The sequence below is a fragment of the Streptomyces sp. NPDC003720 genome, from assembly GCF_042875075.1.
GTDB lineage: Bacteria > Actinomycetota > Actinomycetes > Streptomycetales > Streptomycetaceae > Streptomyces.
The window spans coordinates 249650-271101 of sequence record NZ_JBIANZ010000007.1 but is presented as its reverse complement, the minus strand read 5'-3'; the positions used below and the strand labels follow the sequence as shown (position 1 = coordinate 271101).

General features: G+C 73.8%; 21 protein-coding genes. 9 read left to right on the top strand and 12 right to left on the bottom strand.

Translation table 11 applies throughout. The features are described 5' to 3' along the window. Positions 1-85: 85 nt before the first annotated feature. Entirely contained in the window at positions 86-820 is a 735-nt protein-coding gene (locus ACFYU0_RS21150) for a VOC family protein (RefSeq protein ID WP_351665027.1), read from the bottom strand. Between the two features lie 134 nt (positions 821-954). Between ACFYU0_RS21150 and ACFYU0_RS21145 the strand changes: the two genes are divergently transcribed. Continuing rightward, positions 955-1590: a TetR family transcriptional regulator gene (locus ACFYU0_RS21145; RefSeq protein ID WP_351665063.1), complete on the top strand. Its 636-nt coding sequence runs from the start codon at positions 955-957 to the stop codon at positions 1588-1590. Between the two features lie 105 nt (positions 1591-1695). On the opposite strand, the gene ACFYU0_RS21140 is transcribed toward ACFYU0_RS21145, so the two are convergent. Then, positions 1696-2157, bottom strand: a complete 462-nt coding sequence (locus ACFYU0_RS21140) for an Lrp/AsnC family transcriptional regulator (protein ID WP_351665029.1) — start codon at positions 2155-2157, stop codon at positions 1696-1698. Between the two features lie 82 nt (positions 2158-2239). On the opposite strand from ACFYU0_RS21140, the gene ACFYU0_RS21135 reads away from it, so the two are divergent. Together ACFYU0_RS21135 and ACFYU0_RS21130 are read left to right on the top strand one after the other, a co-directional pair. Then, complete coding sequence (locus tag ACFYU0_RS21135) at positions 2240-2857, top strand: LysE family translocator (protein ID WP_389303256.1); 618 nt, start codon at positions 2240-2242, stop codon at positions 2855-2857. A gap of 107 nt (positions 2858-2964) precedes the next feature. Beyond that, a complete protein-coding gene (locus ACFYU0_RS21130) occupies positions 2965-3633 on the top strand; it encodes a pyridoxal 5'-phosphate synthase (protein ID WP_351665033.1) in 669 nt (222 codons plus the stop codon). Between the two features lies 1 nt (position 3634). Here the strand turns inward: ACFYU0_RS21130 and ACFYU0_RS21125 are convergent, their stop codons facing one another. Beyond that, a complete protein-coding gene (locus tag ACFYU0_RS21125; protein ID WP_389303253.1) occupies positions 3635-4519 on the bottom strand; it encodes a GNAT family N-acetyltransferase in 885 nt (294 codons plus the stop codon). A gap of 208 nt (positions 4520-4727) precedes the next feature. On the opposite strand from ACFYU0_RS21125, the gene ACFYU0_RS21120 reads away from it, so the two are divergent. Then, positions 4728-5921, top strand: coding sequence for a flavin-containing monooxygenase (locus ACFYU0_RS21120; RefSeq protein WP_389303250.1), 1194 nt, complete (start codon positions 4728-4730; stop codon positions 5919-5921). 36 nt (positions 5922-5957) lie between these two features. Here the strand turns inward: ACFYU0_RS21120 and ACFYU0_RS21115 are convergent, their stop codons facing one another. Beyond that, a complete protein-coding gene (locus ACFYU0_RS21115) occupies positions 5958-6866 on the bottom strand; it encodes a hypothetical protein (protein WP_389303248.1) in 909 nt (302 codons plus the stop codon). Between the two features lie 427 nt (positions 6867-7293). Next, the gene (locus ACFYU0_RS21110; protein ID WP_389303245.1) at positions 7294-8607 is read right to left on the bottom strand and encodes an MFS transporter; all 1314 of its coding nucleotides are present in this window, start codon (positions 8605-8607) and stop codon (positions 7294-7296) included. 71 nt (positions 8608-8678) lie between these two features. Here ACFYU0_RS21110 and ACFYU0_RS21105 point away from each other — a divergent pair, with 71 nt between their 5' ends. Continuing rightward, entirely contained in the window at positions 8679-9674 is a 996-nt protein-coding gene (locus ACFYU0_RS21105) for a GlxA family transcriptional regulator (protein WP_389303242.1), read from the top strand. A 299-nt stretch (positions 9675-9973) separates the two neighbouring features. On the opposite strand, the gene ACFYU0_RS21100 is transcribed toward ACFYU0_RS21105, so the two are convergent. The 3 genes from ACFYU0_RS21100 to ACFYU0_RS21090 all read right to left on the bottom strand — a co-directional run bounded on the left by ACFYU0_RS21100 (position 9974) and on the right by ACFYU0_RS21090 (position 12152). Next, positions 9974-10507: an ATP-binding protein gene (locus tag ACFYU0_RS21100; protein ID WP_351666193.1), complete on the bottom strand. Its 534-nt coding sequence runs from the start codon at positions 10505-10507 to the stop codon at positions 9974-9976. Positions 10508-11080: 573 nt separating this feature from the next. Further along, the gene (locus ACFYU0_RS21095; RefSeq protein ID WP_351665815.1) at positions 11081-11593 is read right to left on the bottom strand and encodes an EF-hand domain-containing protein; all 513 of its coding nucleotides are present in this window, start codon (positions 11591-11593) and stop codon (positions 11081-11083) included. Between the two features lie 178 nt (positions 11594-11771). Next, entirely contained in the window at positions 11772-12152 is a 381-nt protein-coding gene (locus tag ACFYU0_RS21090) for an STAS domain-containing protein (protein ID WP_351665817.1), read from the bottom strand. Positions 12153-12485: 333 nt separating this feature from the next. On the opposite strand from ACFYU0_RS21090, the gene ACFYU0_RS21085 reads away from it, so the two are divergent. Together ACFYU0_RS21085 and ACFYU0_RS21080 are read left to right on the top strand one after the other, a co-directional pair. After that, complete coding sequence (locus ACFYU0_RS21085; RefSeq protein WP_351665819.1) at positions 12486-13067, top strand: sigma-70 family RNA polymerase sigma factor; 582 nt, start codon at positions 12486-12488, stop codon at positions 13065-13067. Further along, on the top strand, positions 13064-14329 hold the full coding sequence (locus ACFYU0_RS21080) for a zf-HC2 domain-containing protein (protein WP_389303237.1): 1266 nt from the start codon (positions 13064-13066) through the stop codon (positions 14327-14329). The genes ACFYU0_RS21085 and ACFYU0_RS21080 overlap by 4 nt, the downstream gene beginning before the upstream one ends. A gap of 14 nt (positions 14330-14343) precedes the next feature. Here ACFYU0_RS21080 and purU read toward each other — a convergent pair whose 3' ends face one another. Both purU and ACFYU0_RS21070 read right to left on the bottom strand, forming a co-directional pair. Next, complete coding sequence (purU, locus tag ACFYU0_RS21075; protein ID WP_351665823.1) at positions 14344-15228, bottom strand: formyltetrahydrofolate deformylase; 885 nt, start codon at positions 15226-15228, stop codon at positions 14344-14346. Between the two features lie 128 nt (positions 15229-15356). Further along, positions 15357-15857 carry a hypothetical protein gene (locus ACFYU0_RS21070; protein ID WP_351665824.1) on the bottom strand — a complete coding sequence of 167 codons (501 nt, stop codon included), beginning with the start codon at positions 15855-15857 and terminating at the stop codon, positions 15357-15359. Positions 15858-15974: 117 nt separating this feature from the next. Between ACFYU0_RS21070 and ACFYU0_RS21065 the strand changes: the two genes are divergently transcribed. Next, complete coding sequence (locus tag ACFYU0_RS21065; RefSeq protein ID WP_351665825.1) at positions 15975-17303, top strand: ABC transporter substrate-binding protein; 1329 nt, start codon at positions 15975-15977, stop codon at positions 17301-17303. Between the two features lie 30 nt (positions 17304-17333). On the opposite strand, the gene ACFYU0_RS21060 is transcribed toward ACFYU0_RS21065, so the two are convergent. Both ACFYU0_RS21060 and ACFYU0_RS21055 read right to left on the bottom strand, forming a co-directional pair. After that, complete coding sequence (locus tag ACFYU0_RS21060; protein WP_389303232.1) at positions 17334-18920, bottom strand: hypothetical protein; 1587 nt, start codon at positions 18918-18920, stop codon at positions 17334-17336. A 199-nt stretch (positions 18921-19119) separates the two neighbouring features. Further along, entirely contained in the window at positions 19120-20505 is a 1386-nt protein-coding gene (locus ACFYU0_RS21055) for a transcriptional regulator (RefSeq protein WP_351665828.1), read from the bottom strand. A gap of 275 nt (positions 20506-20780) precedes the next feature. Here ACFYU0_RS21055 and ACFYU0_RS21050 point away from each other — a divergent pair, with 275 nt between their 5' ends. Then, positions 20781-21434 (top strand): bifunctional DNA primase/polymerase, encoded by a 654-nt coding sequence (locus tag ACFYU0_RS21050; protein WP_351665829.1) that lies wholly within the window; start codon positions 20781-20783, stop codon positions 21432-21434. Positions 21435-21452 lie beyond the last annotated feature (18 nt).

Sequence of the window (21452 nt, the reverse complement as noted above, 5' to 3'; positions counted from 1 at the left end):
CTGGCCGGGCGGCCGGTTGCGAACCCGGTGACGAATCGGGGTGTCTCGTGCCGAATAAGGTCATTTCATCGTCGCGGCGCCTGCCTCACCGTTCCAGCAGGGCGAACGACGCCCCCTGATTGTCGGTGACGACGGCCACCCTTCCGTACGACGTGTCGAAGGGCGGCTTCTGCACCCGGCCGCCGAGCCGCCGCACCGCGCCGAGGGCGTCGTCGAGGGCGGTGACGCGGAAGTGGACGAGGAAGTGCGGGGGCATCTCGGCCGGGAAGACCTCGGTCACCTCCGCGCGGCCGAAGTCGGGCTCGGTCCCGGTGCCGAACAGGGCCTCGTGGAAGAGGTCGCCGTAGAAGGTGTTGGCCGCGGCCGTGTCCCGGGTGTACAGCTCGGCCCAGACGAACGTGTTCGGCTCGCGGCGCCGGCCGAAGCCGGCGTGGGCGCCGGGCTGCCACAGGGCGAACACCGCGCCCTCGGGGTCGGCGGCGAGGGCGGCGGTGCCGAGGTCGCCCACCGGGAACGGGGCCATCACCACCTGCCCGCCGGCCGCGATGATCCGCCGGCCGAGGGCCCGGGCGTCCGTGGTCGCGAAGGACACCGTCCACACCGTGGGCATGCGGCCGTCGGTCTTCGGGGCCAGCGAGGCGACGCGGTCGCCGTTCAGCAGGGCCCACACCGAGGAGCCGTACGACTCCTCGAACTCCCACCCGAAGAGTTCGCCGTAGAACCGCTTGCCCGCCTCGACGTCGGGCAGCTCGGCGTCCACCCAGCAGGGGGTGCCCTCGGGGTACGCCTCTTCGTTCGCGGATGCCCTGTTTTCGGCCATGTCGTCAAAGTAGCGGGGTCGCGCGCGGCCCGCAGACCAGCCACACCATGCCCATTTCCCTCGTGCACCCCATTTGCAGTCGGCCGAATCGCGCTCAGATCACCCGTCGGTAAGCTGACGACATGACAGGACAAGTGCGTACCGTCGACGGCCGCGTGGCCGGCAGACGTGGGCAGGCGACCCGGCAGAAGCTGCTCGACTGCCTCAGCGAGATGCTCAGCTCCTCCCCCTACCGGGACGTCAAGGTCATCGATGTCGCCCGGAAGGCAGGCACCTCGCCCGCGACCTTCTACCAGTACTTCCCCGACGTCGAAGGGGCCGTCCTGGAGATCGCCGAGCACATGGCGGCCGAGGGCGCCGGGCTGGCGGAGCTGCTCGAGGGACGCTCCTGGGCCGGGAAGTCCGGCTGGCAGACCGCGCAGGAACTGGTCGACGGCTTCCTGGAGTTCTGGCGGCGCAACGACGCGATCCTGCGCGTGATCGACCTCGGCGCGGCCGAGGGGGACAAACGGTTCTACAAGATCCGCATGAAGGTCCTGAACTCGGTGAACGGATCCCTCACTGAGTCGATCACCGAACTGCAGACCAAGGGCCGGGTGGACAAGGACGTGAACCCGGCGGCGATCGCGGGCTCGCTGGTCACGATGCTCGCCTCGGTGGCCGCGCACCAGAAGGGCTTCTCCTCCTGGGGCGTCAAGCAGGCCGAACTCAAGCCCAACCTCGCCCTGTTGGTCCACCTCGGGGTGACCGGCAAGAAGCCGAGCAAGTAGCGGACGCACCTCCGTCCGGGCATCCGGACCGCAAGTGATCGCTTCATCGCAAGTCCTGTCTGGCCGGCGGCGGCCCACTCGAGTGGGCCGCCGCCGGCTTTTTCGCTACCCCCGCGCCGCCGGCAGCGGCCGGTCCCGCACCACGTGCTTCATCACCAGCGTCGAGGTGAGCCGCTGCACCCCGGGCAGGGTCGCCAGGCTCTCGTCGTACAGCCGCTGGAAGGCGGCGAGGTCCGCGGTGGCCACCCGGAGCAGGTAGTCGGGCTCGCCGAACAGCCGCTGGGCGTCCAGCACATGGTCCAGTTCGCCGACCGCCCGCTCGAACTCGGCGACGGTGTCCCGGTCCTCCTGCCGCATGGAGACGAAGACGAGCGCCTCGAAGTTCAGCCCGAGCGCGCCCGCGTCCACCACCGCCCGGTAGCCCTGGATGGCGCCGGAGCGCTCCAGCTCGCGCAGCCGCCGGTGGCAGGGCGAGACGCTCAGGCGCACCCGTGCGGCCAGCTCGGTCACGGTCAGCCGCCCGTCCTGCTGCAACTCGGCAAGGATCTTCCGGTCCACGTCGTCCATGCGGAAGATTCTCCCTCCGAACCGGCGGTGCAGGGAAAACTTCAGGAACACTTTCGGGCCATTCACGCCTAATGTCGCCGGTATGGAACCGGGTCTGCTCTTCTCCTTCCTCGCCGTCGACCTGCTGCTGGTGTGCGTGCCGGGCGCCGACAAGGCGTACGTGATCGCGGCGGCCCTGCGCGGCGGCCGGGTGCCGCGCGCGGTGGCGGGGCTGGTCTGCGGGTACGCGCTGCACACGGTGCTGGCGACGGCGGGGCTCGCGGTCCTGGTGGCGGGCTCGCCCCGGTTGCTGACGGCCCTGACCGTGGTGGGCGCGGGCTATCTGCTGTGGCTGGGCTGGGGGGTGCTGCGCCGCCCGGCCGTGCCGGACGCGGACGCCGGGCCACCGGCCGACGGGAGGCTCTTCCTGCGGGGCGCCACGATCAGCGGCCTCAACCCCAAGGGCCTGCTGCTCTACCTGTCCGTACTCCCCCAGTTCCTCACCCTGTCCGGCGACCGGCTGCCCGTGCCCGCGCAGACGGCGGCGCTGGGCCTGCTCCACATGGCGTGCTGCGCGGCCGTCTACCTCACCGTGGGCGCGCTCGCCCGCGTTCTGCTGGCCGCCCGCCCGGCGGCGGCCCGCGCGGTCACCCGCACGTCGGGGGCGGCGATGCTCGGCATCGGCGCGCTGCTGCTGGCGGAGCGGCTGGCGACGCTCTGAGGTCCGGCGGCGCCCAGGTGGGCGCGGTTCCGCGACCCGGTGGCGCCGCGGCCGGGCCGGGAGCGTCCGGGACGAGTACGGCGGCCGTCGGCGGCCATACTCGCCCCATGGCACAAAAGGATCTCCACGACATGCTGCGGTCCCTGCGGGTCTGGGCCCCCGGGGTGACCGAGCTGCGCCCCTTCGACCCGGACACGGCTCCCCCGACGCCGCTGCCCCTGTTCACGACCTGGTTCGCGGAGGCGGTGGAGGCCGGTCAGCCGGAGCCGCACACGATGTCGCTGGCGACGACGGACGAGGAGGGCAGGCCGGACGTACGGATCGTCATGATGCACGGCGCCGACGCGGACGGCTGGTCCTTCGGGAGCCACTCGACGAGCCGCAAGGGCCGCGCCCTGGACGTCCACCCCTACGCGGCCCTGGCCTTCTACTGGCCGGCGCTGGGCCGCCAGGTGCGGGTGCGCGGCGCGGTGGCGTCGGCGCCTTCGCACGAGAGCCTGGCGGATCTGCACGCGCGCTCGACCGGCGCGCTGGCCGCGGCCCTGACCGGACGGCAGAGCGAGGACCTGTCCTCGCTCCAGGAGCTGCGGCAGGTGTCGGAAGCTGCCTGGGAGCGGGCCCGCGCCAACCCGGCCGAGCCCTCCCCCACCTGGACCCTCTACCGGCTGCGCCCGGAAGCGGTGGAGTTCTTCCAGGGCGACCCGGACCGCCGCCATGTGCGCCTCGAGTACCGGCGTACGGAGTTCGGCTGGAGCAAGAACCTGCTGTGGCCGTGACTCACCCCGCCCCGGCGCCCGTGCCGTCCCCGAAGCCCCACACCGCGAAGTCCGCCACGCCCCGGTATCCGATCCGCTGGTAGAGGCTGTTGCTGGTGGGATTGGCGAGGTCGGTGAAGAGGAGCACGTGGGCCACTCCAGCCCTCACGGCGGCACGGCTCACCTCCGCCGTCACCGCGCCCGCGTAGCCGCGGCCGCGCAGGGGCGCCGGTGTGTACACCGGGGCCACCCGGACCTGGCCCGCCGTCTCCGGGGTCGCGCCGGCCATGGCGACGGGCGTGCCGTCGGGGGTCTCCCAGAGGGTGACGCCGCCGTGGGCGATGCGGGCGTCGGCCCAGGGGCCCGCGCCCCGGCCGGCGTGCTGTCCGACCGCGTCCTTGAACTCGTCGTACCAGCGCGTCAGCAGATCCCGGTCCGCCGGGCCGGCCACCCGGGCGCGGCCTTCGGGCGGTGGCTGCGGGACGCTCAACCCGCTCAGTTCGTAGAGCCGTTGGCGCTGCCTGAGCCGGGTCGCCGCGCCGGTCCGCCGCTGCCAGGACGCGGCGAAGGCGGCCGTCGCGCCGCGTTCGCCGGAGACTCCGGCGAGCGGGTGGCCGGCGTCGGCCAGGCGGGTCGCGAGCGCGTCGGCGCCCTCCGGACCGAGCGGGGTGAGGTGCAGCGGGAAGGGGGGCGTGTGGAGGAACACGGCGCGGACGCCGCCGGCTTCGTCCCGCAGCACGCCGAACAGCGGCGGCTCGTCGCCGTACAGGTGCAGGCCCCGGCTGCGCAGGGCGTCCAGCACGGTCAGCGGGACCGTGTGCAGGGCCGGACGGGAGCGCAGGAAGCCGCCCGCGCGGGCCGTCAACTCGTCCGGGTCGTCGGTCAGCTGCCAGTCGTCGGGGCGCATGCGCCCATGATCCGGGCCGGCCGTCCGGCGGGGACAGCGGTTTTCCCCGCCGCCGTGCGAACGGCGGCCCGGGCACCGGGCCGGAGAGCGGCGGGGACGGCTCCCGGCCACCGGTCCCGCCCACTTCCGCCACAGGCGTGATCAATCCGCAACCAATTCCGGTCTTGACCGAGACCCATCAACCGGGTGTGTGATTACGCTCGCGCTCATGGCCGACTCCCGTCCCTCCTCCGCGCGCCTCACCGCGACCCCCGTCGACCGCCCCGTCTACGTCATAGGCGCCGGTCCCGGCGGACTGGCCGCCGCGTACGCGCTGCGGGCGCGGGGGGTGCGGGCCGTGGTGCTGGAGAAGTCGGACCGGGTGGGCGCCTCCTGGCGGCGGCACTACGACCGCCTGCACCTGCACACCACCCGGCGGCTGTCGGCGCTGCCGGGGCTCGCGATACCCCGCAGGTTCGGGCGCTGGGTGTCCCGGGACGACGTGGTCCGGTACCTGGAGAAGTACGCCGAGCACCATGAGCTGGAGATCGTCACCGGCGTGGAGGTGTTCCGCGTCGAGCGCGCCGGGGACGGCGACGGCTGGGTGCTGCACGCCTCCGGCGGCCGGGAGCTGACCGGCAGCGCGGTGGTCGTCGCCACCGGCCACAACCACACGTCGCGGGTGCCCGACTGGCCGGGCCTGGACGGCTTCGGCGGGGAGTTCCTGCACGCCGGGCGATATCGCGACGCGCGGCCGTACGCGGGCCGGGACGTGCTGGTCGTGGGCATCGGCAACACCGGCGCCGAGATCGCCGTCGACCTGGTGGAGGGCGGCGCCGCCCGGGTGCGCCTGGCCGTGCGCACCGCCCCGCACATCGTGCGCCGCTCGACCGCCGGGTGGGCCGCCCAGTACACGGGCGTGCTGGTCCGGCGGCTGCCGGTGCCGCTCGTGGACCGGCTCGCGCGGTCCCTGGGCAGGTTCATCACCCCGGATCTCGCCGCCCACGGGCTGCCGCGCCCGGACAGCGGGCTGTACAGCAGGGTGCGCGAGGGGGCCATTCCCGTGCAGGACGTAGGGATCGTCGACGCGGTGCGCGGCGGGAAGGTGGAGATCGTCGCCGCCGTCGAGGGGTTCGAGGACGGGAAGGTGGTCCTCGCCGACGGCGGCCGCCTGACGCCGGACGCCGTGATCGCGGCCACCGGGTACGAGCGGGCGCTGGACGGGCTGGTCGGGCACCTGGGCGTGCTGGACGGACGCGGCAGGCCCGTGGTGCACGGGCCGCGCACCCCGGACGGGGCCCCCGGCCTGTACTTCACCGGGTTCACCAACCCGATCAGCGGCATGTTCCGGGAGCTGGCGATCGACGCGGAGCGGATCGCCAGAGCGGTGGCCAGGAGGCTCGCGGCGGGCGCCCGGCGGTGACCTCACCGCGCGGGCGGCGCTGACCTCCGGACCGGGTCAGCCGGCCCGCTTCAGGATCCACAGCCGGCCCGCGTCCGGATCGCCGAACAGGACGTACAGCTCCGGGTCCGCCTCGGTGCCGCCGAAGGACCAGTCGGTGTCCTCGCCGCAGTCGCCGTCGAGCCGCAGCAGGATGCCGTCGCGGCCGAGGTCGTCCCGGTGGTGCGGCTTCCAGGCGCCGTCGCCCGCGCACCTCACGTACGCGTGGTCGAGCCAGTCGTAGCCCGGGGGCTCGGCCGGCAGCCGCACCGCCGTCGCCCTCCCGTCGGGGCTCAGCCGCAGTTCCGCCCCGCCGCCGTGCCAGACCCCGGCGAGCCGGGCGGTGGTCAGCTCCGGGGGCCGGTACTGCTCGACGAAGCCCGTCTCGGTGGCGAGGATCCCGGCGCCAAGGGCCGCGAAGAAGAGGACCGCGGACCCGGCCGCCGCGCGCCACCACACGCCCCACTGCCGCCAGGCCCGCCCGCGCGCGCACCCGACCCAGAGGGCGGGCAGCACGCCCAGGGCCGTCAGGACCGGGACGGACGTGGTGAAGGACCACAGCGGTACGGTCAGCCCGCCCCAGACGACGGCCGGGCCGAGCGGCGCCACCAGGTACCGGAGCCAGGACGGGCCGCCGAGGCCGCGGCCGGCCAGGCGGGCGAGGACCACCGAGGGCAGGGTGAGGACGAAGGTCAGCGCCATGCCGAGCAGGGGCAGCAGCAGCGGCGCGAAGAGAAGCACGCAGATCGCGCCGAAGGCGCCGCCGTAGCCCGCTCCGTAGTCGTCCCGGCCCGCGTCGGCGACGATCCACCACAGCAGCCCCGCCGCGGGGAGCTGCGCCCCGCCCATCGCGACCGCCGCACTCAGGTCGGCGGCCGACCAGTACGCGTTCCCGCCCGGTCTTCCCGGTGCCTCTCCCCGCCCCATGGGCGCAGCCTACGAAGCCCCCACGCGGCCCTCACCGGCGCCCTGACCCTCTAGGGCCTGTCTAACAATTCCCGCCTGCCGCGCGACGCCATGCACGCACTCTCGCCGCACCGGCCCCAGACCCGAGTACGTCCAGTACGCGGCCCTCGAGCCGGCCCGCCGAGAGCACGCACCTGACGCCGCACGGCCGCCCTGCGGGCGACGACGCGAATTGTGAGACAGACCCTAGGCCGTGTCCGCAAAGTCGCGTCTGCGTCACGACGCCCGGCGCGCACTCTCGCCGCACCGGCCGAAAGCCCGAGTACACCCAGTACGAGGGCATCCGGCCGGCACTCCCCCAGCCTTCGGCCGGGGGGACCCCCAGAGCACGCACCGGACGCCGCGACGCCCGCCCTGCGGGCGAACGACGCGACTTTGCGGACACGACCTAGGCCGGCCGCACGAGGGCGGCTGCCGGGACCGCCGGGCGGCGGCGGATGACCAGGGCCATCAGGGCCGCCACCGCGCACAGGGTGCCGGAGGCGTACCAGACCATGTCGTAGGAGCCGAAGACGTCGCGGGCGGCGCCGCCGAGATAGGCGACCAGGGCCGCGCCGACCTGGTGGGAGGCGAGCACCCAGCCGAAGACGATGGCGCTGTCCTCGCCGTACTGCTCCCGGCACAGGGCCAGGGTCGGCGGGACGGTGGCCACCCAGTCGAGGCCGTAGAAGACGATGAAGAACACCATCGGGGGGTGCACCGACGGGCCCAGCAGCATCGGCAGGAACAGCAACGAGACCCCGCGCAGGGCGTAGTAGACGGCGAGCAGGCGGCGCGGTTCGAAGCGGTCGGTGAACCAGCCGGAGGCGATGGTGCCGACGACGTCGAACACCCCGATGACCGCCAGCAGCGAGGCCGCCGCCGTGACCGGCATGCCGTGGTCGTGCGCCGCGGGCACGAAGTGCGTCTGGATCAGGCCGTTGGTGGAGGCGCCGCAGATCGCGAAGGTGCCGGCCAGCAGCCAGAACGGTCCCGTGCGGGCGGCGGAGGCGAGGACGCCGAGCGTGCGGCGGGCGGCGCCGGTGACCGGGGGCGGCTTGGGCACGAACTCCGTCGCGCCGTACGGCTTCAGGCCCACGTCGGCGGGGTGGTCGCGCAGCAGGATCCACACGAAGGGGACCACGGCGAGGGCGGCCAGGGCCACGGTGACGGCCGCCGGGTGCCAGCCGTGGTTCTCCACCGTCCAGGACAGCACCGGCAGGAAGATGAGCTGGCCGGAGGCGGAGGCGGCGGTGAGGATGCCGCTGACCAGGCCGCGCCGCTCGGTGAACCAGCGGTTGGTGACGGTGGCGGCGAACGCCAGCGCCATCGATCCGCTGCCGAGGCCGACCAGCAGGCCCCAGCACAGCATCAGCTGCCAGGGCGCCGTCATCCAGACGGTCAGACCGGCGCCGACGGCGATCACGGTGAGCGCGACGGCCACCACCCGGCGGATGCCGAAGCGGTCCATCAGGGCGGCCGCGAAGGGCGCGGTGAGGCCGTAGAGCGCCAGGTTGACCGAGACGGCCGCGCCGATGGTGCCGCGCGACCAGCCGAACTCCTGGTGCAGCGGGTCGATGAGGAGACCGGGCAGGGAACGGAAGGCCGCCGCGCCGATGATCGTGACGAACGTGACGGCGGCGACGTACCAGGCGCGGTGCACCCGGCGGCGCCGGGCGGGCGGGGCCCGGTGCGGAGCGGCGGCTTCGGTTGTCTGAGTCACGTCATAGAGCGTCCTCGATCCGGTCGTGCGCAACGACTGGCCCGAAGGACAGCGTTCGCTAGGATCGGGCCATGAGCCTGGACGAGGACTTCCGCCCGCACCGCATCGTCGTGCTGGCCCTGGACGGCCTGCTCCCCTTCGAGCTCGGCATCCCGCACCGGATCTTCGGCCGCCCCAAGGACGCCGCGGGCCGGCACCTGTACGAGGTGGTGACCTGCTCGGTCCGGCCGCCCGGCCCGGTCGACACGGACGCCGACTTCACGGTGCACGTCGCGCACGGCCCCGAGGCGCTGGAGACGGCCGACACGGTGATCGTCCCGGCGTCGTACGAACTGGGCCCGCTCTACGACGAGGGCAGGCTGACCGACGAGCTGGCCGCCGCGCTCGCCCGCATCCGCACCGGCACCCGCCTCGCCTCCATCTGCACCGGCGTGTACGTCCTCGCCGCCGCCGGACTCCTCGACGGCCGCCCGGCGACCACGCACTGGGCCGACGCCGAGCGGTTCCAGCGGCTGTTCCCGAAGATCGACGTGGACGCGGACGTGCTGTTCATCGACGACGGCGACGTGCTGACCTCGGCCGGGGTGGCCGCCGGGATCGACCTGTGCCTGCACATGGTGCGCCGCGACCACGGCACGGCCGTCGCCAACGACGTGGCCCGCCGCACGGTCGTGCCGCCGCACCGCGACGGCGGCCAGGCCCAGTACATCGAGCGCCCCGTGCCCGACCTCCAGCTCGCCACGACCACCGCGGCCCGCGCCTGGGCGCTCGGCCGGCTGCACGAGCCGATCCAGCTCCGCGACATGGCCGCGCAGGAGTCCATGTCGGTGCGCACCTTCACCCGCCGGTTCCGCGAGGAGGTCGGCGTCAGTCCCGGCCAGTGGCTCACCCGGCAGCGCGTGGAGCGCGCCCGGCACCTGCTGGAGTCCAGCGAGCTGTCGGTCGACCAGGTGGCCCGGGACGCCGGTTTCGGCACGGCCCAGTCGATGCGCCAGCACCTGCAGCAGGCCCTCGGGGTGACGCCGACCGCGTACCGGCGGACCTTCCGCGCCGGGTCGGTGCGATGAACCGTCCACAGCCTGTGGACAAAGGCGGCCGGCTCCCGCGTCGCGGTCGGAACGGGCGGCCCGGTCACCGGACGGCGGCGCGCCCCCGCATCCGGCCTCGCGCCGCCGTCCGGTGCGACCCGCGCTCGGCGAGGACCCCGGCACCGCCGGGCCCTCGCCGTCCCCTCACGGCGAATCGTCGCCCACCAGCGTGTTCGCCTGATGACGCAACGTCAACACAGTTCAGATGATTGTCGGATCAAGCCTGGTTCGTGGTGCCGCGCACGGGTGCACCCGGGGCGCACCGCGGCGCCGGACGCCTAGACCGCCTCGAAGGCGAAGTCCTCGTACGCGGACGGACCGCCCCCGTACGCCGACGCCGCGCCCTCCCGGGACTGTGAACAGCGGTCCAGTTCGCACCAGATGCTCTTGCCGGAGCCCTCGGGGCGCCAGCCCCAGCGGTCGGCCAGACAGTCGACGAGCGCCAGGCCCCGGCCGCCGGTCGCCTCGTCACCGGCGCAGCGCGGGACGGGTGCGCGGGAGCTGGTGTCGGCCACCTCGAGCCGTACGGTGGCCGACGCGGCCGGGCCGGCGGCGTCCGCCGTGCCGGCTCCCGTGCCCGCGCCCGCCGCCGTGCCGGCCGCCGTCCCCGGCGTCTCCCCCGGCAGGGAGAGCCGCAGCACCGCCGGCCTGCCGGTGTGCACCACGGCGTTGGTCACCAGCTCGGACACCAGCAGGACCAGCGTCTCGGCCAACGGCTCGTCGGCCCCTATCCCGAGCCCGGAGAGCCGCGAGCGGGCCCATCTTCTGGCCCGCCCCACCTCCGCGGGGTCGGGCCGGATCTCCAGCTGCACTTGAAGCACCTGCACCGCTCACACCATCCGAACCGGCGGACACATGGCCCCGCACCGCACGAACGCCGCGACCCGAACCGCGACGCGCACCACGACGAGGGCCACGATCGTAGCCATTTTCTGCATGGCCAGGACAACGGCCAGAGCAAGGGTCACGGAACGTGATTCCCTTACGCGACAGCATGGTTGACGTACAGTCACCCCAACAAGCGCTTCGGGCATATTCCAGCGCGAAGGAGTACGCGTACGGCATACTGTGCGACGCGCTCGCCGGGGTGTCGAACAGGCGGCGAAACGGACGGGAGCCTGGGGCCGTTCCGCCCCGCGAGCAGCGGCGCGCACCGCGCGGTCCGGGGACGACCCGGGCGCACAGACGGCTCGGCACGAACTCGCGGCCACTCGCATCCCACACAAGGTACCCGAGGGGACGCGTGACTCCGGGACGTGACGAGTCACGTCAAGGACACAAGCCGATATCAACGCTCTGTGATGCCGGGACGCCACGATCCGCGACATCGTGGGCCAATGATTCCCCGAACCGGAGCCGCGTCCGCGCGTGTTGCGCGGCGAGCGCTACTCGGGAACGGTGAAGTACCGCGCGAAGGCCGGGACGACCTCCCCTTCGCCGACCCTGCCGTCGCCGTCGGCGTCGAGGGCCGTGGCGGTCGCCAGCGCGACGTCCTCCGGGACGCGCAGGACGCGCAGCACGCGGACGGTGTCGGGGACGGTGGCGCGGCCGTCGCCGTCCGGGTCCGCGACGGCCAGGGCCGCGTGCAGGAAGGGCCGGGCGATCTCGGCGAAGCGGTCGGGGTTGTCGCGCAGGCGCTTGACCGCGCCGGTGACGAACTCCTCGCGGGTGATGCGCTGGTCGCCGTCCCGGTCGGCGATGCCCGCCATGCCCTGCCAGAACGCCTCCGCTCCGGCGTAGAGCGCCTGTCCGCGGTCGGAGCGGGCGGGCACGGCGAACTCGGCGAGCAGGGCCTTGGCCGCGGCGCTGAAGTCCTCGCGGTCGATGTAGCCGTTGCCGTCCTGGTCGAAGCCGGCGAACCGGGCGGCGATCCTGCGCTCGTACTCGGTGCTGACCATGTCTTCTCGGGCCGCCTTCGTGTCGACGTGGGGGTGATCCGGCTGGGAGCGTACGTCGGGCGCGGCGGGCTGGTGACGGGAAAACGGCGGTTGTGCCAAGACCGGGGGAATTTCGCGACAAGTCCGTGGCGGCGGGCGCGCGATGTGCTCGGGCCGGCGGGGCGGGCCCGCGGCGGGCTCAGGCGGACAGCGGGTCGGCCTCGTCGGTGACGGCGGACTCGACGTCGGGGCGGACGTCGAAGAGGCGGCGGACGCCGAGCGCGCCGAGGACCCGGTTGACGTGCGAGCCGTCCTCCGCGCCCCGGTCCGGCAGGATCAGCCGCAGCCGGCCCTGGCAGGAGCGGATCAGCCGGCGGGCGGCGATGAGCACGCCGACGCCGCTGGAGTCGCAGAAGAAGACCTCCGAGAGGTCCAGCACCAGGCTGTGGTGGCCCTCGGCGACCACGTCGTGCACCCGCTGGCGCAGCACCGGCGAGGTCATCAGGTCCAGCTCCCCGCCGACCCGGAGCACGGCCCACCCGTCCTGTTCGGCGCCGGTCACCTTGAATGTCACGGCCACGCCCCTCCGCTCGCCGGTTCGCGGAACCGCCCGGAAACGGAAGCAGTTCCTACGTTTCTTTCCGCGCGGCTGCCCAGCGGCCGTTCCCTGAAACTTCGCGTCGCAAACGGCACACGATCGACAAGGGGCTTGTTTCAGTCACTATCGATCCTGTTCGATCATAGTTGGACGCGGACCGAGTGAAGGATGTGTGAAGGGGGCACTATCACCTGCGACGTCTCGGGGGGCGCACATTGACACAAAGGGGCGTGCGTTGTCGGAGGTGCCGACTACATTCGAGACGACGGTGCAGACACGCTGGACCTGTCGGACGAGCGCGAGGGGAGGGGCGACATGGCGCAGAAGGACGTACCGCCCCGCTGGGACCGCAAGATGCAGCAGCGGCTCGCCCGCGGTGAGGCAGCCGCCCTCGGCGAGCTCTACGACCGCTTCGCCTCCCTCGTGCACAACCTCGCCCACCGCGTGCTCGGCGACGAGCGGGCCGCCGACGGGGTCACCCGCGAGGTCTTCGCCCACGTCTGGGAACACCCCGACTCCTACGACCCCAAGCAGGGCCCGCTGCGCTCCTGGGTGGCCCAGGTGACCCACCGGCTGGCCGTGCAGCGGCTGCGCGCCACCGAGTCCGCCGCGCTGCCCCCGGGCGGGAGCGGCTCCGCCGAGGAGCTGGAGAGCCTGGAGAGCAAGGTGCGTCGCGCCTCGGTCGCCGCCCGCGCCGACTACATCGTCCACTCCATGCCCGCACCGCTGCGCGCCGCGCTCGAACTGGCCTACTTCCAGCGGCGCGACTACCGGCAGGCCGCCGCCGACCTCGGCGTCACCGAGGACGAGGCCCGCCGCCGGCTCCGCCTGGGCCTCCAGCTGCTGTCCACCGCCCACGACGCCGGCAGCCCGCGCGGGTACGGGGGTGCGGTGTGAACGGCCCCGAGTCCTTCGCGGCACACGACGGCCCCGGCGACGGCCGCGAGCCCCGCATCCCGCCGCCCCGCGCCTCCGTCGAGGACAGCGGGCTGCCCCTGCCCGACCTCGCCGATCCTGGGGAACCGTCGCCCGTGCCGCTCGAGTTGTCGCACGACGTCCTGAAGTCGCTCCTCGGCGCCTGGGCCCTGGCGGCCTGCTCGGCGGCGGAGACGGCGGCCGTGGAGGAGCACCTCGGCGACTGCGGGGCCTGCGCGGACGAGGCGCGCCGGCTGCGCGAGGCCGTCGGCCTGCTGCACCAGCCGGAGAGCCTCGACCTGGACCCGGCGCTGCGCACCCGCGTCCTGCAGAGCTGCCTGACCCGCCGCCCGCCGCGCATCCCGGTGCCCGAGTGGGCGGCCCCGTACGACGCCGAGACCGCCCGGCTGGACGCGCTGCTGCAGGACTTCGGGGACGCCGAGTGGCACGCGCCGGTGCGGCTGCGGTGGTTCGAGGCCGACGAGGCGACGAGCCGCCGTACGACGGTGGCCGGGGTGATCGCCCATCTGCTGGCGGTGGACGGGCTGGTCGCGGTGGCGCTCGGCCTGGACGATCCGCTCACCGAGGCCGTCGGCGGCGAACGGACCCCGGCGGGACCGGCGGAGCGCACCGACGTGTTCTGGCGCTCGTCGCACTACCCGCCGACGCGGTCCGTGCGGGCGCCCTGGCGCGAGCAGAGCCACCGGCTGGTGCGGACGGTGTCCTTCACCGGCGGCAGCACCGGCGGACTCACGGTGCCGTACGGCGACTTCGGGCTGCCGCTGCACGACGCGATGCTGGACCGGGCCTTCGAGTGCTGGGTGCACGCGGAGGACATCGCGGAGGCGGTGGACTACCCCTACGAGCCGCCCGCGCCGCGGCACCTGCACCGGATGATCGACCTGGCGGCCCGGATGCTGCCGGTGGCGCTCGCCGAACGGCGGCGGGCGCGGCCGGCCGCGACGGGCCGGCCCCCGCGTCTGGTCTCGGCCGGGCAGCCGGGGCGCAGCCTGCGGCTGGAGATCGAGGGCGCGGCCGGCGGGGAGTGGCTGATCCCGCTGGACTCGCCGGGCGCGGTGGGCTCCGCCGAGTTCGAGGTGGCCCATGTCGCCCTGGACGGCGTGGAGTTCTGCCGCCTGGCGGCGGGCCATGTGCCACCGGAGGACGCCGCGGCGGGACAGGTGGGCGACCGCGAGGCGATCCGGGACGTACTGTTCGCGGCGGCGGGCCTGAGCCGGATGTGAGCGTGCGGCCCGGCCTAGGCGAACACCACCGTCCGGCGCCCGTTGAGCAGGATCCGGCGCTCCGCGTGCCACTTCACCGCGCGTGCCAGCGCCTGGCACTCGACGTCGCGGCCGACGGCGACCAGGCCCTCGGGGGTGACGTCGTGGCCCACCCGCTCGACCTCCTGCTCGATGATCGGGCCCTCGTCGAGGTCGGCGGTGACGTAGTGGGCGGTGGCGCCGATCAGCTTGACGCCCCGCGCGTGCGCCTGGTGGTACGGCTTCGCGCCCTTGAAGCTCGGCAGGAACGAGTGGTGGATGTTGATGATCCGGCCGCTGAGCCGCTTGCACAGGTCGTCGGAGAGGACCTGCATGTAGCGGGCGAGGACGACCAGTTCGACGTGCTCCTCGTGCACGATCTCCAGCAGCCGGGCCTCGCCCTCGGCCTTGGTCTCCTTCGTCACCGGGATGTGGTGGAAGGGGATGTTGTAGGAGCCCACCAGCTCCTCGAAGTCGGTGTGGTTGGAGACCACGGCCGCGATCTCCACCGGCAGCGCCCCGATCCGCGCCCGGAACAGCAGGTCGTTCAGGCAGTGCCCGAACTTGCTGACCATGAGCACGATGCGCATCTTCTCGTCGGCCCGGTTGAGCTGCCAGTCCATGTGGAAGGAGTCGCCGATCGCCGCGAAGCTCGCCCGCAGCTTCTCCACGGTCACCGGAGCCTCGGCCGAGAAGTGGACGCGCATGAAGAACAGGCCCGTGTCGTGGTCGCCGAACTGCTGGCTGTCCTCGATGTTGCAGCCGGTCATGAACAGGTAGCTCGACACGGCGTGCACGATGCCCTTCTTGTCCGGGCAGGAGAGGGTGAGGACGTACTGGTCGGCCGGGTCGGCGGCGGCGCGGGCGGGCTGCTCGTTCATGCACCACAGGTTCCCACACCGGCCGTCCGCCGCGGACGGTCGTCCCGCAGGGCGGACGGGGTGCCGGCGGCCGGCGGCGCCGGTGGCCGGCGGCGCCGGTGGCCGCCCACGGACGGAACCGCCGCCCGCTACGCGGTCCTCGTCATGATCCGCAGGACCTCGAGGCTGCGCGGGGCGGTGTCCGGGTCGTCGCCGTCGCTGGCCGCGAGACGCAGGTGCGCGTCCCGAGCCGCCCGCACCGCCTCCGGCCACGCGTGGTGGTCGAGGTAGGCGGAGACCGGCGCGTCCGGGCCGACCTGGTGCATGATCCGCAGCACCCGCAGCACGGCCGTGTCGACCAGCGCCGCCTCCTGGGAGTCGCGGAATATCGTGCCGACGTACTTCTCCGCCGACCAGTTGTCCAGCCAGGTGTCCTCCACCAGCCGGTACACGGCGTCGGTGACGTCGCCGTATCCGTCCACACCGGCCAGCCAGACGTCCCTCTGGAAGACCGGGTCGGAGAGCATGTGCAGCGCGGAGCGCACATTGCTGCGCCAGCGCCACCACGGCATGTCGTTCAGTGGCATGCCGCCCATGGTGGAGGAGCGACGGCCGCGACGGGAAGAGTTCTCCGAACCTTGCACGGTCATCGATCGTACGTTCCCCACCACATCCGTCACACCGGCCCCCCGAATTCACCTCGGCGTCACCGTTCATTGACCGAGGGTCACTCTCGGGTTAGCGGTGTGAGGGAATCGTGCGTGTGCATGACCGGCAGGCGACGCATCCGCAGCACCTTCCCCCTCTCCTTCACCCGGCCCGTCAGAGCGGCCCTGCTCTCCGCGGGCGCACTGGCCGCGGTCACGTCGCTCACCGCCGGATGCGGGGTCGTCCCCGGAGCCACGGGGGGCTCCGGGGACGACCCGGTCAAGGTGATGACCTGGGCGCCGCAGAACACGGACGCCACCAACAAGCCGGGCATGCCGGCGATGGCCCGCGCCTACGGGAAGTGGATCAACGCCCACGGCGGCATCAACGGCCGCAGGCTCGAGATCCTGACCTGCAACGACCACAACGACAGCGTGGGCGCGGCGAAGTGCGCCCGGCGCGCGGCCGCCGAGGACGTGGTCGCCGTCGTCGGCTCCTACAGCCAGTACGTCGACTCCTACCTCGCCCCGCTGGAGAGCGCGGGCATCCCGTACATCGGCGGCTACGGCATCAGCAGCGACGAGTTCACCGGTCAGATGTCGTACCCGGTCAACGGCGGCCAGCCCGCCCTGCTGGCCGGTCTCGGCCGGGCGCTGGCCTCGGTCTGCGGACCGGTCGCCCTGGTGCGTCCGGACAGCATCGCCGGCGACCAGCTGCCCACCCTGCTGGACTCGGGCCTGAAGGAGGGCGGACACGCGGCGACCGGCGACCAGCTCGCCGCCGAGAACGCCACCGAGTACGACTCCCAGGCCGAGCGGGCGCTGCGGTCCGCGACGCAGGACGCGACGAAGAAGGGCTGCGTGGTGCCCGCGCTCGGGGACCGCACCGGCACCTTCATGGACTCCTTCCGGCGGGCCCGCGACGCCTTCCCGGCGGTGCGCACGGCGACCGTGACGGGCAGCGTCGACCAGAGCGTCATCAACGCGACGGGCGGCGCCTCGAGCCCCTACGAGGGGGCGTACATCACCGGCTGGTACCCGGTGACGTCCGACCCGCGGTGGGACCCGATGAAGAAGGTGATCAACGAGGAGGCCTTCGGCGACAACCGCATCGACCCCGCGGACGCCGGAGTGCAGACCACCTGGATCGCCTACACCGTGCTGAAGGCCGTGCTGGAGAAGATCGGCCGCGGCGAGGTGAGCGCCGACAGCGTGCGGCACACCCTCAACAAGGGCCTGAAGGTGTACACCGGCGGCCTCACCCCGACCCTGCACTGGCCCTACGAAGGCAAGCTCGCCGGCCTCGGCCTGCCCCGCCTGGTCAACGCCGACGTGACCCTGCAGGTGGTCCAGGACGGCAAGCTGGTCGAGGCGAAGAAGACCGCGGGCTCGGGATTCGACGGAATCACCGACATGACGAGCACGCTCCAGGGAGCGGACCTCACCTGACCCGGCCCGCGGCGCGGCGCCCCGGCCGGCTCAGAGCTGGGTCGGCTGGCGCTGGGTCAGGCCGTACTTCGTCGCGATGGTGTTCCAGAGCGCCGCGGCCTTGACCTTCTCGGCGCTCGCGGTGCCGCTCTCCCGGTTGCCGGCCGCGGTCTGACCGGTGACCCGAGCGCGTCCCTTGTGGCAGCCCTTCCTGCCGCCGACCTGGTCGGCCCAGGCGGCGTAGTTGTTGTCGGCGGCGGCCGAGGCCTGCCAGGCCTTGGTGAGGGCGGCCGTCAGCTCGGCGTTGGCCGGCAGCCTGTCGACCGAGAGCTTGCCCAGCCGGGTCACCAGGCCGCTGCGCTGCTTGGCGGCGTTGCGCAGGTCGGAGGCGGCCTGGCCGAGATTGTTGCACTGCTTGACGTTCGCCACCGCCTGGATCACCGAGGCCCGGCTGCTGCCGCTGTCGGCGAGCAGCTTGTCCAGGGCGATCGCCTGCTGCTCGGCCGGGTCGGCGGACTCGGCCGCCGAGGGCGAGTCCTGGGTGGCCGGGGCGGAGGCGGCGACGGTCTGGTTGTCGTCGCCCTTGTCCCCTTTTCCGCCGCTGAGCAGCGCGCCGGCGCCCACGCCCAGCACCACGATGCCCACGCCGGCGGCGGCGATCAGGGGCACCCGCGAGCGGCCCCCGCGGCCGCGGTCGTCGTCCCGCGGCGGCTCGTACGAGGGCCGCGCCGGGCCGGGGTAGGCGTTGTTCGGCTGCTGGACCCGCGGCATCTGCTGCGTGGTCCCGGCCGGGCCGGAGTCTGCGGGGCCGCCGCGGAAGAGGTTGTCGAACTCGGCGGGCGGCTGCCGCTCACCGCTCTGCGCCTGGGCGGCGAAGGGCGGGATGTACTGCGTGGCGTCCGCGTCGGAGTGGGCGGCCGGCGCGGGGGGCTGCTGGGCCCGCCCGAGGTACCGGGTGTCCTCCCCGGCCGACTCGGGCGGCAGCGCGCCCGGCGTCACCGGCGGTATGTACTGCGTCGCGCCCTCGTCGACGGGGGATCCCTGCACGGGCGGTATGTACTGGGTCGCGCCCTCGTCCGCGGGGACCGGCGGTATGTACTGGGTCGCGCCGTCGGCGGCCGGGGGCAGCGGGGCGCCCTGCGCCGGGTAGGCGGGCGGCAGGGGGCCCGAGGGGGCGCCCTGCGCCGGGTACTGCTGGTAGGCGTCGGGCGTGCGGTAGCCGGGCTGCGGGCCCGCGCCATAAGCGGACTGCCGGCTCTGCCCGTACGCGGCCGGGCCGCCGTCGTACCCGGGCTGCGCGCCGCTCGGCCCGTAGCCCTGGCCGTATGCCTGGCCGTCGTACGACGGGGCCGGCGCGCCCTCGGGCGGCAGCGGGCCGGGACCGCCGGCGGGCTGCTGCTGTTCCGGGGCGCCCCACTGCTGGGCGGCCGCCGGCGGCCAGCCCTGGTCCTGCTGGTGCTGCGGCTGCTGCGGGTCGGGGCCCCAGGCGCCGCCCCAGGCCTGGCCGCCGGCGGGCGCCGCCGGGGCCGGGCTGCCCGTCGTGCCGGGCAGCAGGGGCTCGCCTCCGTCGGAGGGCAGCACGATGCCTTCGTGCGCGGGTCGCGCCGAGGGCTCCTCGCCCTGTCCACTCTGCGTCACCGGGACTCCTACGAATGGGGGACCTTCGGAATCGTCGGCTCACGCTACCGGGTCCCCGGAGCCGGGTGCCACGCAGCTCAGGACGCGATCTTCTCCCCAGTGACAGCGGTAACAAAACCACCCCGCGGCACGCTGTATAAGGCAACGTCGTGCGTGCCCGTGCCGTTGGCCGTGCGTTCACGCGCCGCGGGGCTTTCGTTCAGGCGGCCGGCTGGAGGTCGAGGCGGGCGCCGAACTCCCTGACCACCGCTTCCTCCCGGAACGGCTCCAGGCGCTGCTGCAGGTCCTCCAGGTACTCGGCGCCCCGGTTGGAGCGCAGCGTCTCCAGCAGTTCCACCGCCTTGAGGCCGGTGCCGCAGGCCTGCTCGATCTCGCGCTGCTGCACCTGGGCCGTGGCGAGGAGCACATAGCCGATGGCGCGGCGCCGGACCCGGGTCGCGGGGTGGCCGGCCAGCGACTGCTCGGCGTACCGGGCCGCCGCCTCGGCCTGGCCGAGGTCTCGGTGGCAGTGCGCCAGCTCGTCGGCGAGATAGGCCTCGTCGAAGTGCGCGATCCACGCCGGGTCGTCCCCGGAGGCCGCGTCCGCCCGTTCCATCGCGCCGACCGCCCGGCCCTCCGCCGCCTGCGCCGCGCGGATATCGCCGAGCAGGGCGTGCCCGCGCGCCTCCGCCGCGTGGAACATCGCCTCCGCTCGCGGTGTCACCCGTCCGCGCGCGCCCTCCTGCGCGGCGCGCGCGAGCTGGGAGATCTCGCGCGGGTTGCCGAGCTGCGCGGCCAGGTGGCTCATGGAGGCGGCGAGGACGTACCCGCCGTAGCCGCGGTCGCCGGCCGCCTGGGCCAGCCGCAGCGACTGGATGTAGTAGCGCTGGGCCAGGCCGGGCTGCCCGGTGTCCACCGCCATGTAGCCGGCCAGCTCGGTGAGCCGGGCCACGGTCGCGAAGAGCTCCCGTCCGACCGCCTCCCGGTACGACCCGGCGAGCAGCCCGGAGACGACGCTGTTGAGGTAGTGCACGACCACCGGGCGCACGTGCCCGCTGCCGTACTGGTGGTCGAGGTCCGTCAGCGCCTGGGTCATGGACCGTACGGCCGCCACGTCGGACAGGCCCACGCGCGGGCCCGCCTGCCGGGACACCTGGGGGTCCGGCGCCGAGATCAGCCAGTCGCGGCTGGGCTCGACCAGCGCGGAGGCGGCGACGGAGGAGCCGGACAGGAAGTCCCGCCGGCCCACGTCGCTGCGCCACAGCTCGCAGACCTGCTCGATGGCCCCCAGTACCGTCGGCGAGAACTGGAGACCGACCCCCGAGGCGAGGTTCTTGCCGTTGGCCATGCCGATCTCGTCGATCGTGACCGTACGGCCGAGCTTGCGCCCGAGCGCCTCGGCGATGATCGCCGGGGCCCGGCCCCGCGGCTGCTGGCCGCGCAGCCAGCGGGCCACGGACGTCTTGTCGTAGCGCAGGTCTAGCCCGTGCTCGGCGCCGCACATGTTGACCCGCCGGGCCAGTCCGGCGTTGGAACACCCCGCTTCCTGGATGAGTGCCTGCAGCCGTTCGTTCGGCTGCCTCGCCACGAGAGGCCTTGCGGCCATGTCCTACCCCCTGCGAACCCCTGGAGCGTGAAGATCCGGCCGGAGGGTTCCGGCCGAGCAGATCACTGCCCAGCTGACATACCGTCAATGCGTGACATGTGCGGTTTGCCGGGGTGTAGGCAGTTGCCACCCCCATCCCTGGCTACCCAGCTCCCGCCCCGGTTCCTCCCGCGCGCCCCCACTCGTGCACCCATGCGCCCCAAATGCGAAAAGGATGCTCCTCCCCCGCGCGCGCTCCGGCCGTAACCCGAGGTGAGCGCGGGAGTTGAGTGAGCGTGGAAGAGACGATCGCGGGCACCCAGGCCGCCCAGATTCCGCAGCAGCGCGGGCAGTCGCTGCTGGAGACCGCCGTGCGCTACGCCGAGGAGCGGCACTGGGACGTGTTCCCGGGCACCTGGCTGGAACCGGTCGGCGGAGGGGAGCGCTGCTCGTGCGGCGACGCCTCCTGCCCCGCGCCGGGTGCGCACCCCGCGCGCCCCGACTGGGCGGGCCAGGCGACCGGCAGCGCGACCGTGGTCCGGCGGATGTGGCAGCAGCAGCCGGCGGCGTCGGTCCTGCTGCCCACGGGGCTCACCTTCGACGCGGTGTCCGTCCCGGAGAGCGCCGGGTTCCTGGCGCTGGCCCGGATGCAGCGGATGGAGCTGACCCTCGGCCCCGTGACGCTGACCCCGGACCGGCGCATGCAGTTCTTCGTGCTGCCGGGAGCTGCCGCCAAGGTCCCCGGCCTGGTGCGCACGCTGGGCTGGTCGCCGGCCTCGCTGGATCTGGTGGCGCTGGGCGAGGGGGACTACGTCGCCGCTCCCCCGACCCGGTTCGGCTCCCGGGGCGCCGTGCAGTGGGCCTGCCGGCCGACCCCCGCCAACCGGTGGCTGCCGGACGCCGAGGAGCTGATCCCGCCACTGGCCTACGCGTGCGGCCGGGACCGCTGACGGCCCGCACCGCGGGCA

Coding starts and splice junctions, on each gene's coding strand:
- ACFYU0_RS21055 (WP_351665828.1), bottom strand. CDS start 20,505: ATGGCCGCAAGGCCTCTCGTGGCGAGGCAGCCGAACGAACGGCTGCAG.
- purU (WP_351665823.1), bottom strand. CDS start 15,228: ATGAACGAGCAGCCCGCCCGCGCCGCCGCCGACCCGGCCGACCAGTAC.
- ACFYU0_RS21150 (WP_351665027.1), bottom strand. CDS start 820: ATGGCCGAAAACAGGGCATCCGCGAACGAAGAGGCGTACCCCGAGGGC.
- ACFYU0_RS21095 (WP_351665815.1), bottom strand. CDS start 11,593: ATGGTCAGCACCGAGTACGAGCGCAGGATCGCCGCCCGGTTCGCCGGC.
- ACFYU0_RS21065 (WP_351665825.1), top strand. CDS start 15,975: ATGACCGGCAGGCGACGCATCCGCAGCACCTTCCCCCTCTCCTTCACC.
- ACFYU0_RS21070 (WP_351665824.1), bottom strand. CDS start 15,857: ATGACCGTGCAAGGTTCGGAGAACTCTTCCCGTCGCGGCCGTCGCTCC.
- ACFYU0_RS21120 (WP_389303250.1), top strand. CDS start 4,728: ATGGCCGACTCCCGTCCCTCCTCCGCGCGCCTCACCGCGACCCCCGTC.
- ACFYU0_RS21135 (WP_389303256.1), top strand. CDS start 2,240: ATGGAACCGGGTCTGCTCTTCTCCTTCCTCGCCGTCGACCTGCTGCTG.
- ACFYU0_RS21130 (WP_351665033.1), top strand. CDS start 2,965: ATGGCACAAAAGGATCTCCACGACATGCTGCGGTCCCTGCGGGTCTGG.
- ACFYU0_RS21085 (WP_351665819.1), top strand. CDS start 12,486: ATGGCGCAGAAGGACGTACCGCCCCGCTGGGACCGCAAGATGCAGCAG.
- ACFYU0_RS21115 (WP_389303248.1), bottom strand. CDS start 6,866: ATGGGGCGGGGAGAGGCACCGGGAAGACCGGGCGGGAACGCGTACTGG.
- ACFYU0_RS21105 (WP_389303242.1), top strand. CDS start 8,679: ATGAGCCTGGACGAGGACTTCCGCCCGCACCGCATCGTCGTGCTGGCC.
- ACFYU0_RS21125 (WP_389303253.1), bottom strand. CDS start 4,519: ATGCGCCCCGACGACTGGCAGCTGACCGACGACCCGGACGAGTTGACG.
- ACFYU0_RS21140 (WP_351665029.1), bottom strand. CDS start 2,157: ATGGACGACGTGGACCGGAAGATCCTTGCCGAGTTGCAGCAGGACGGG.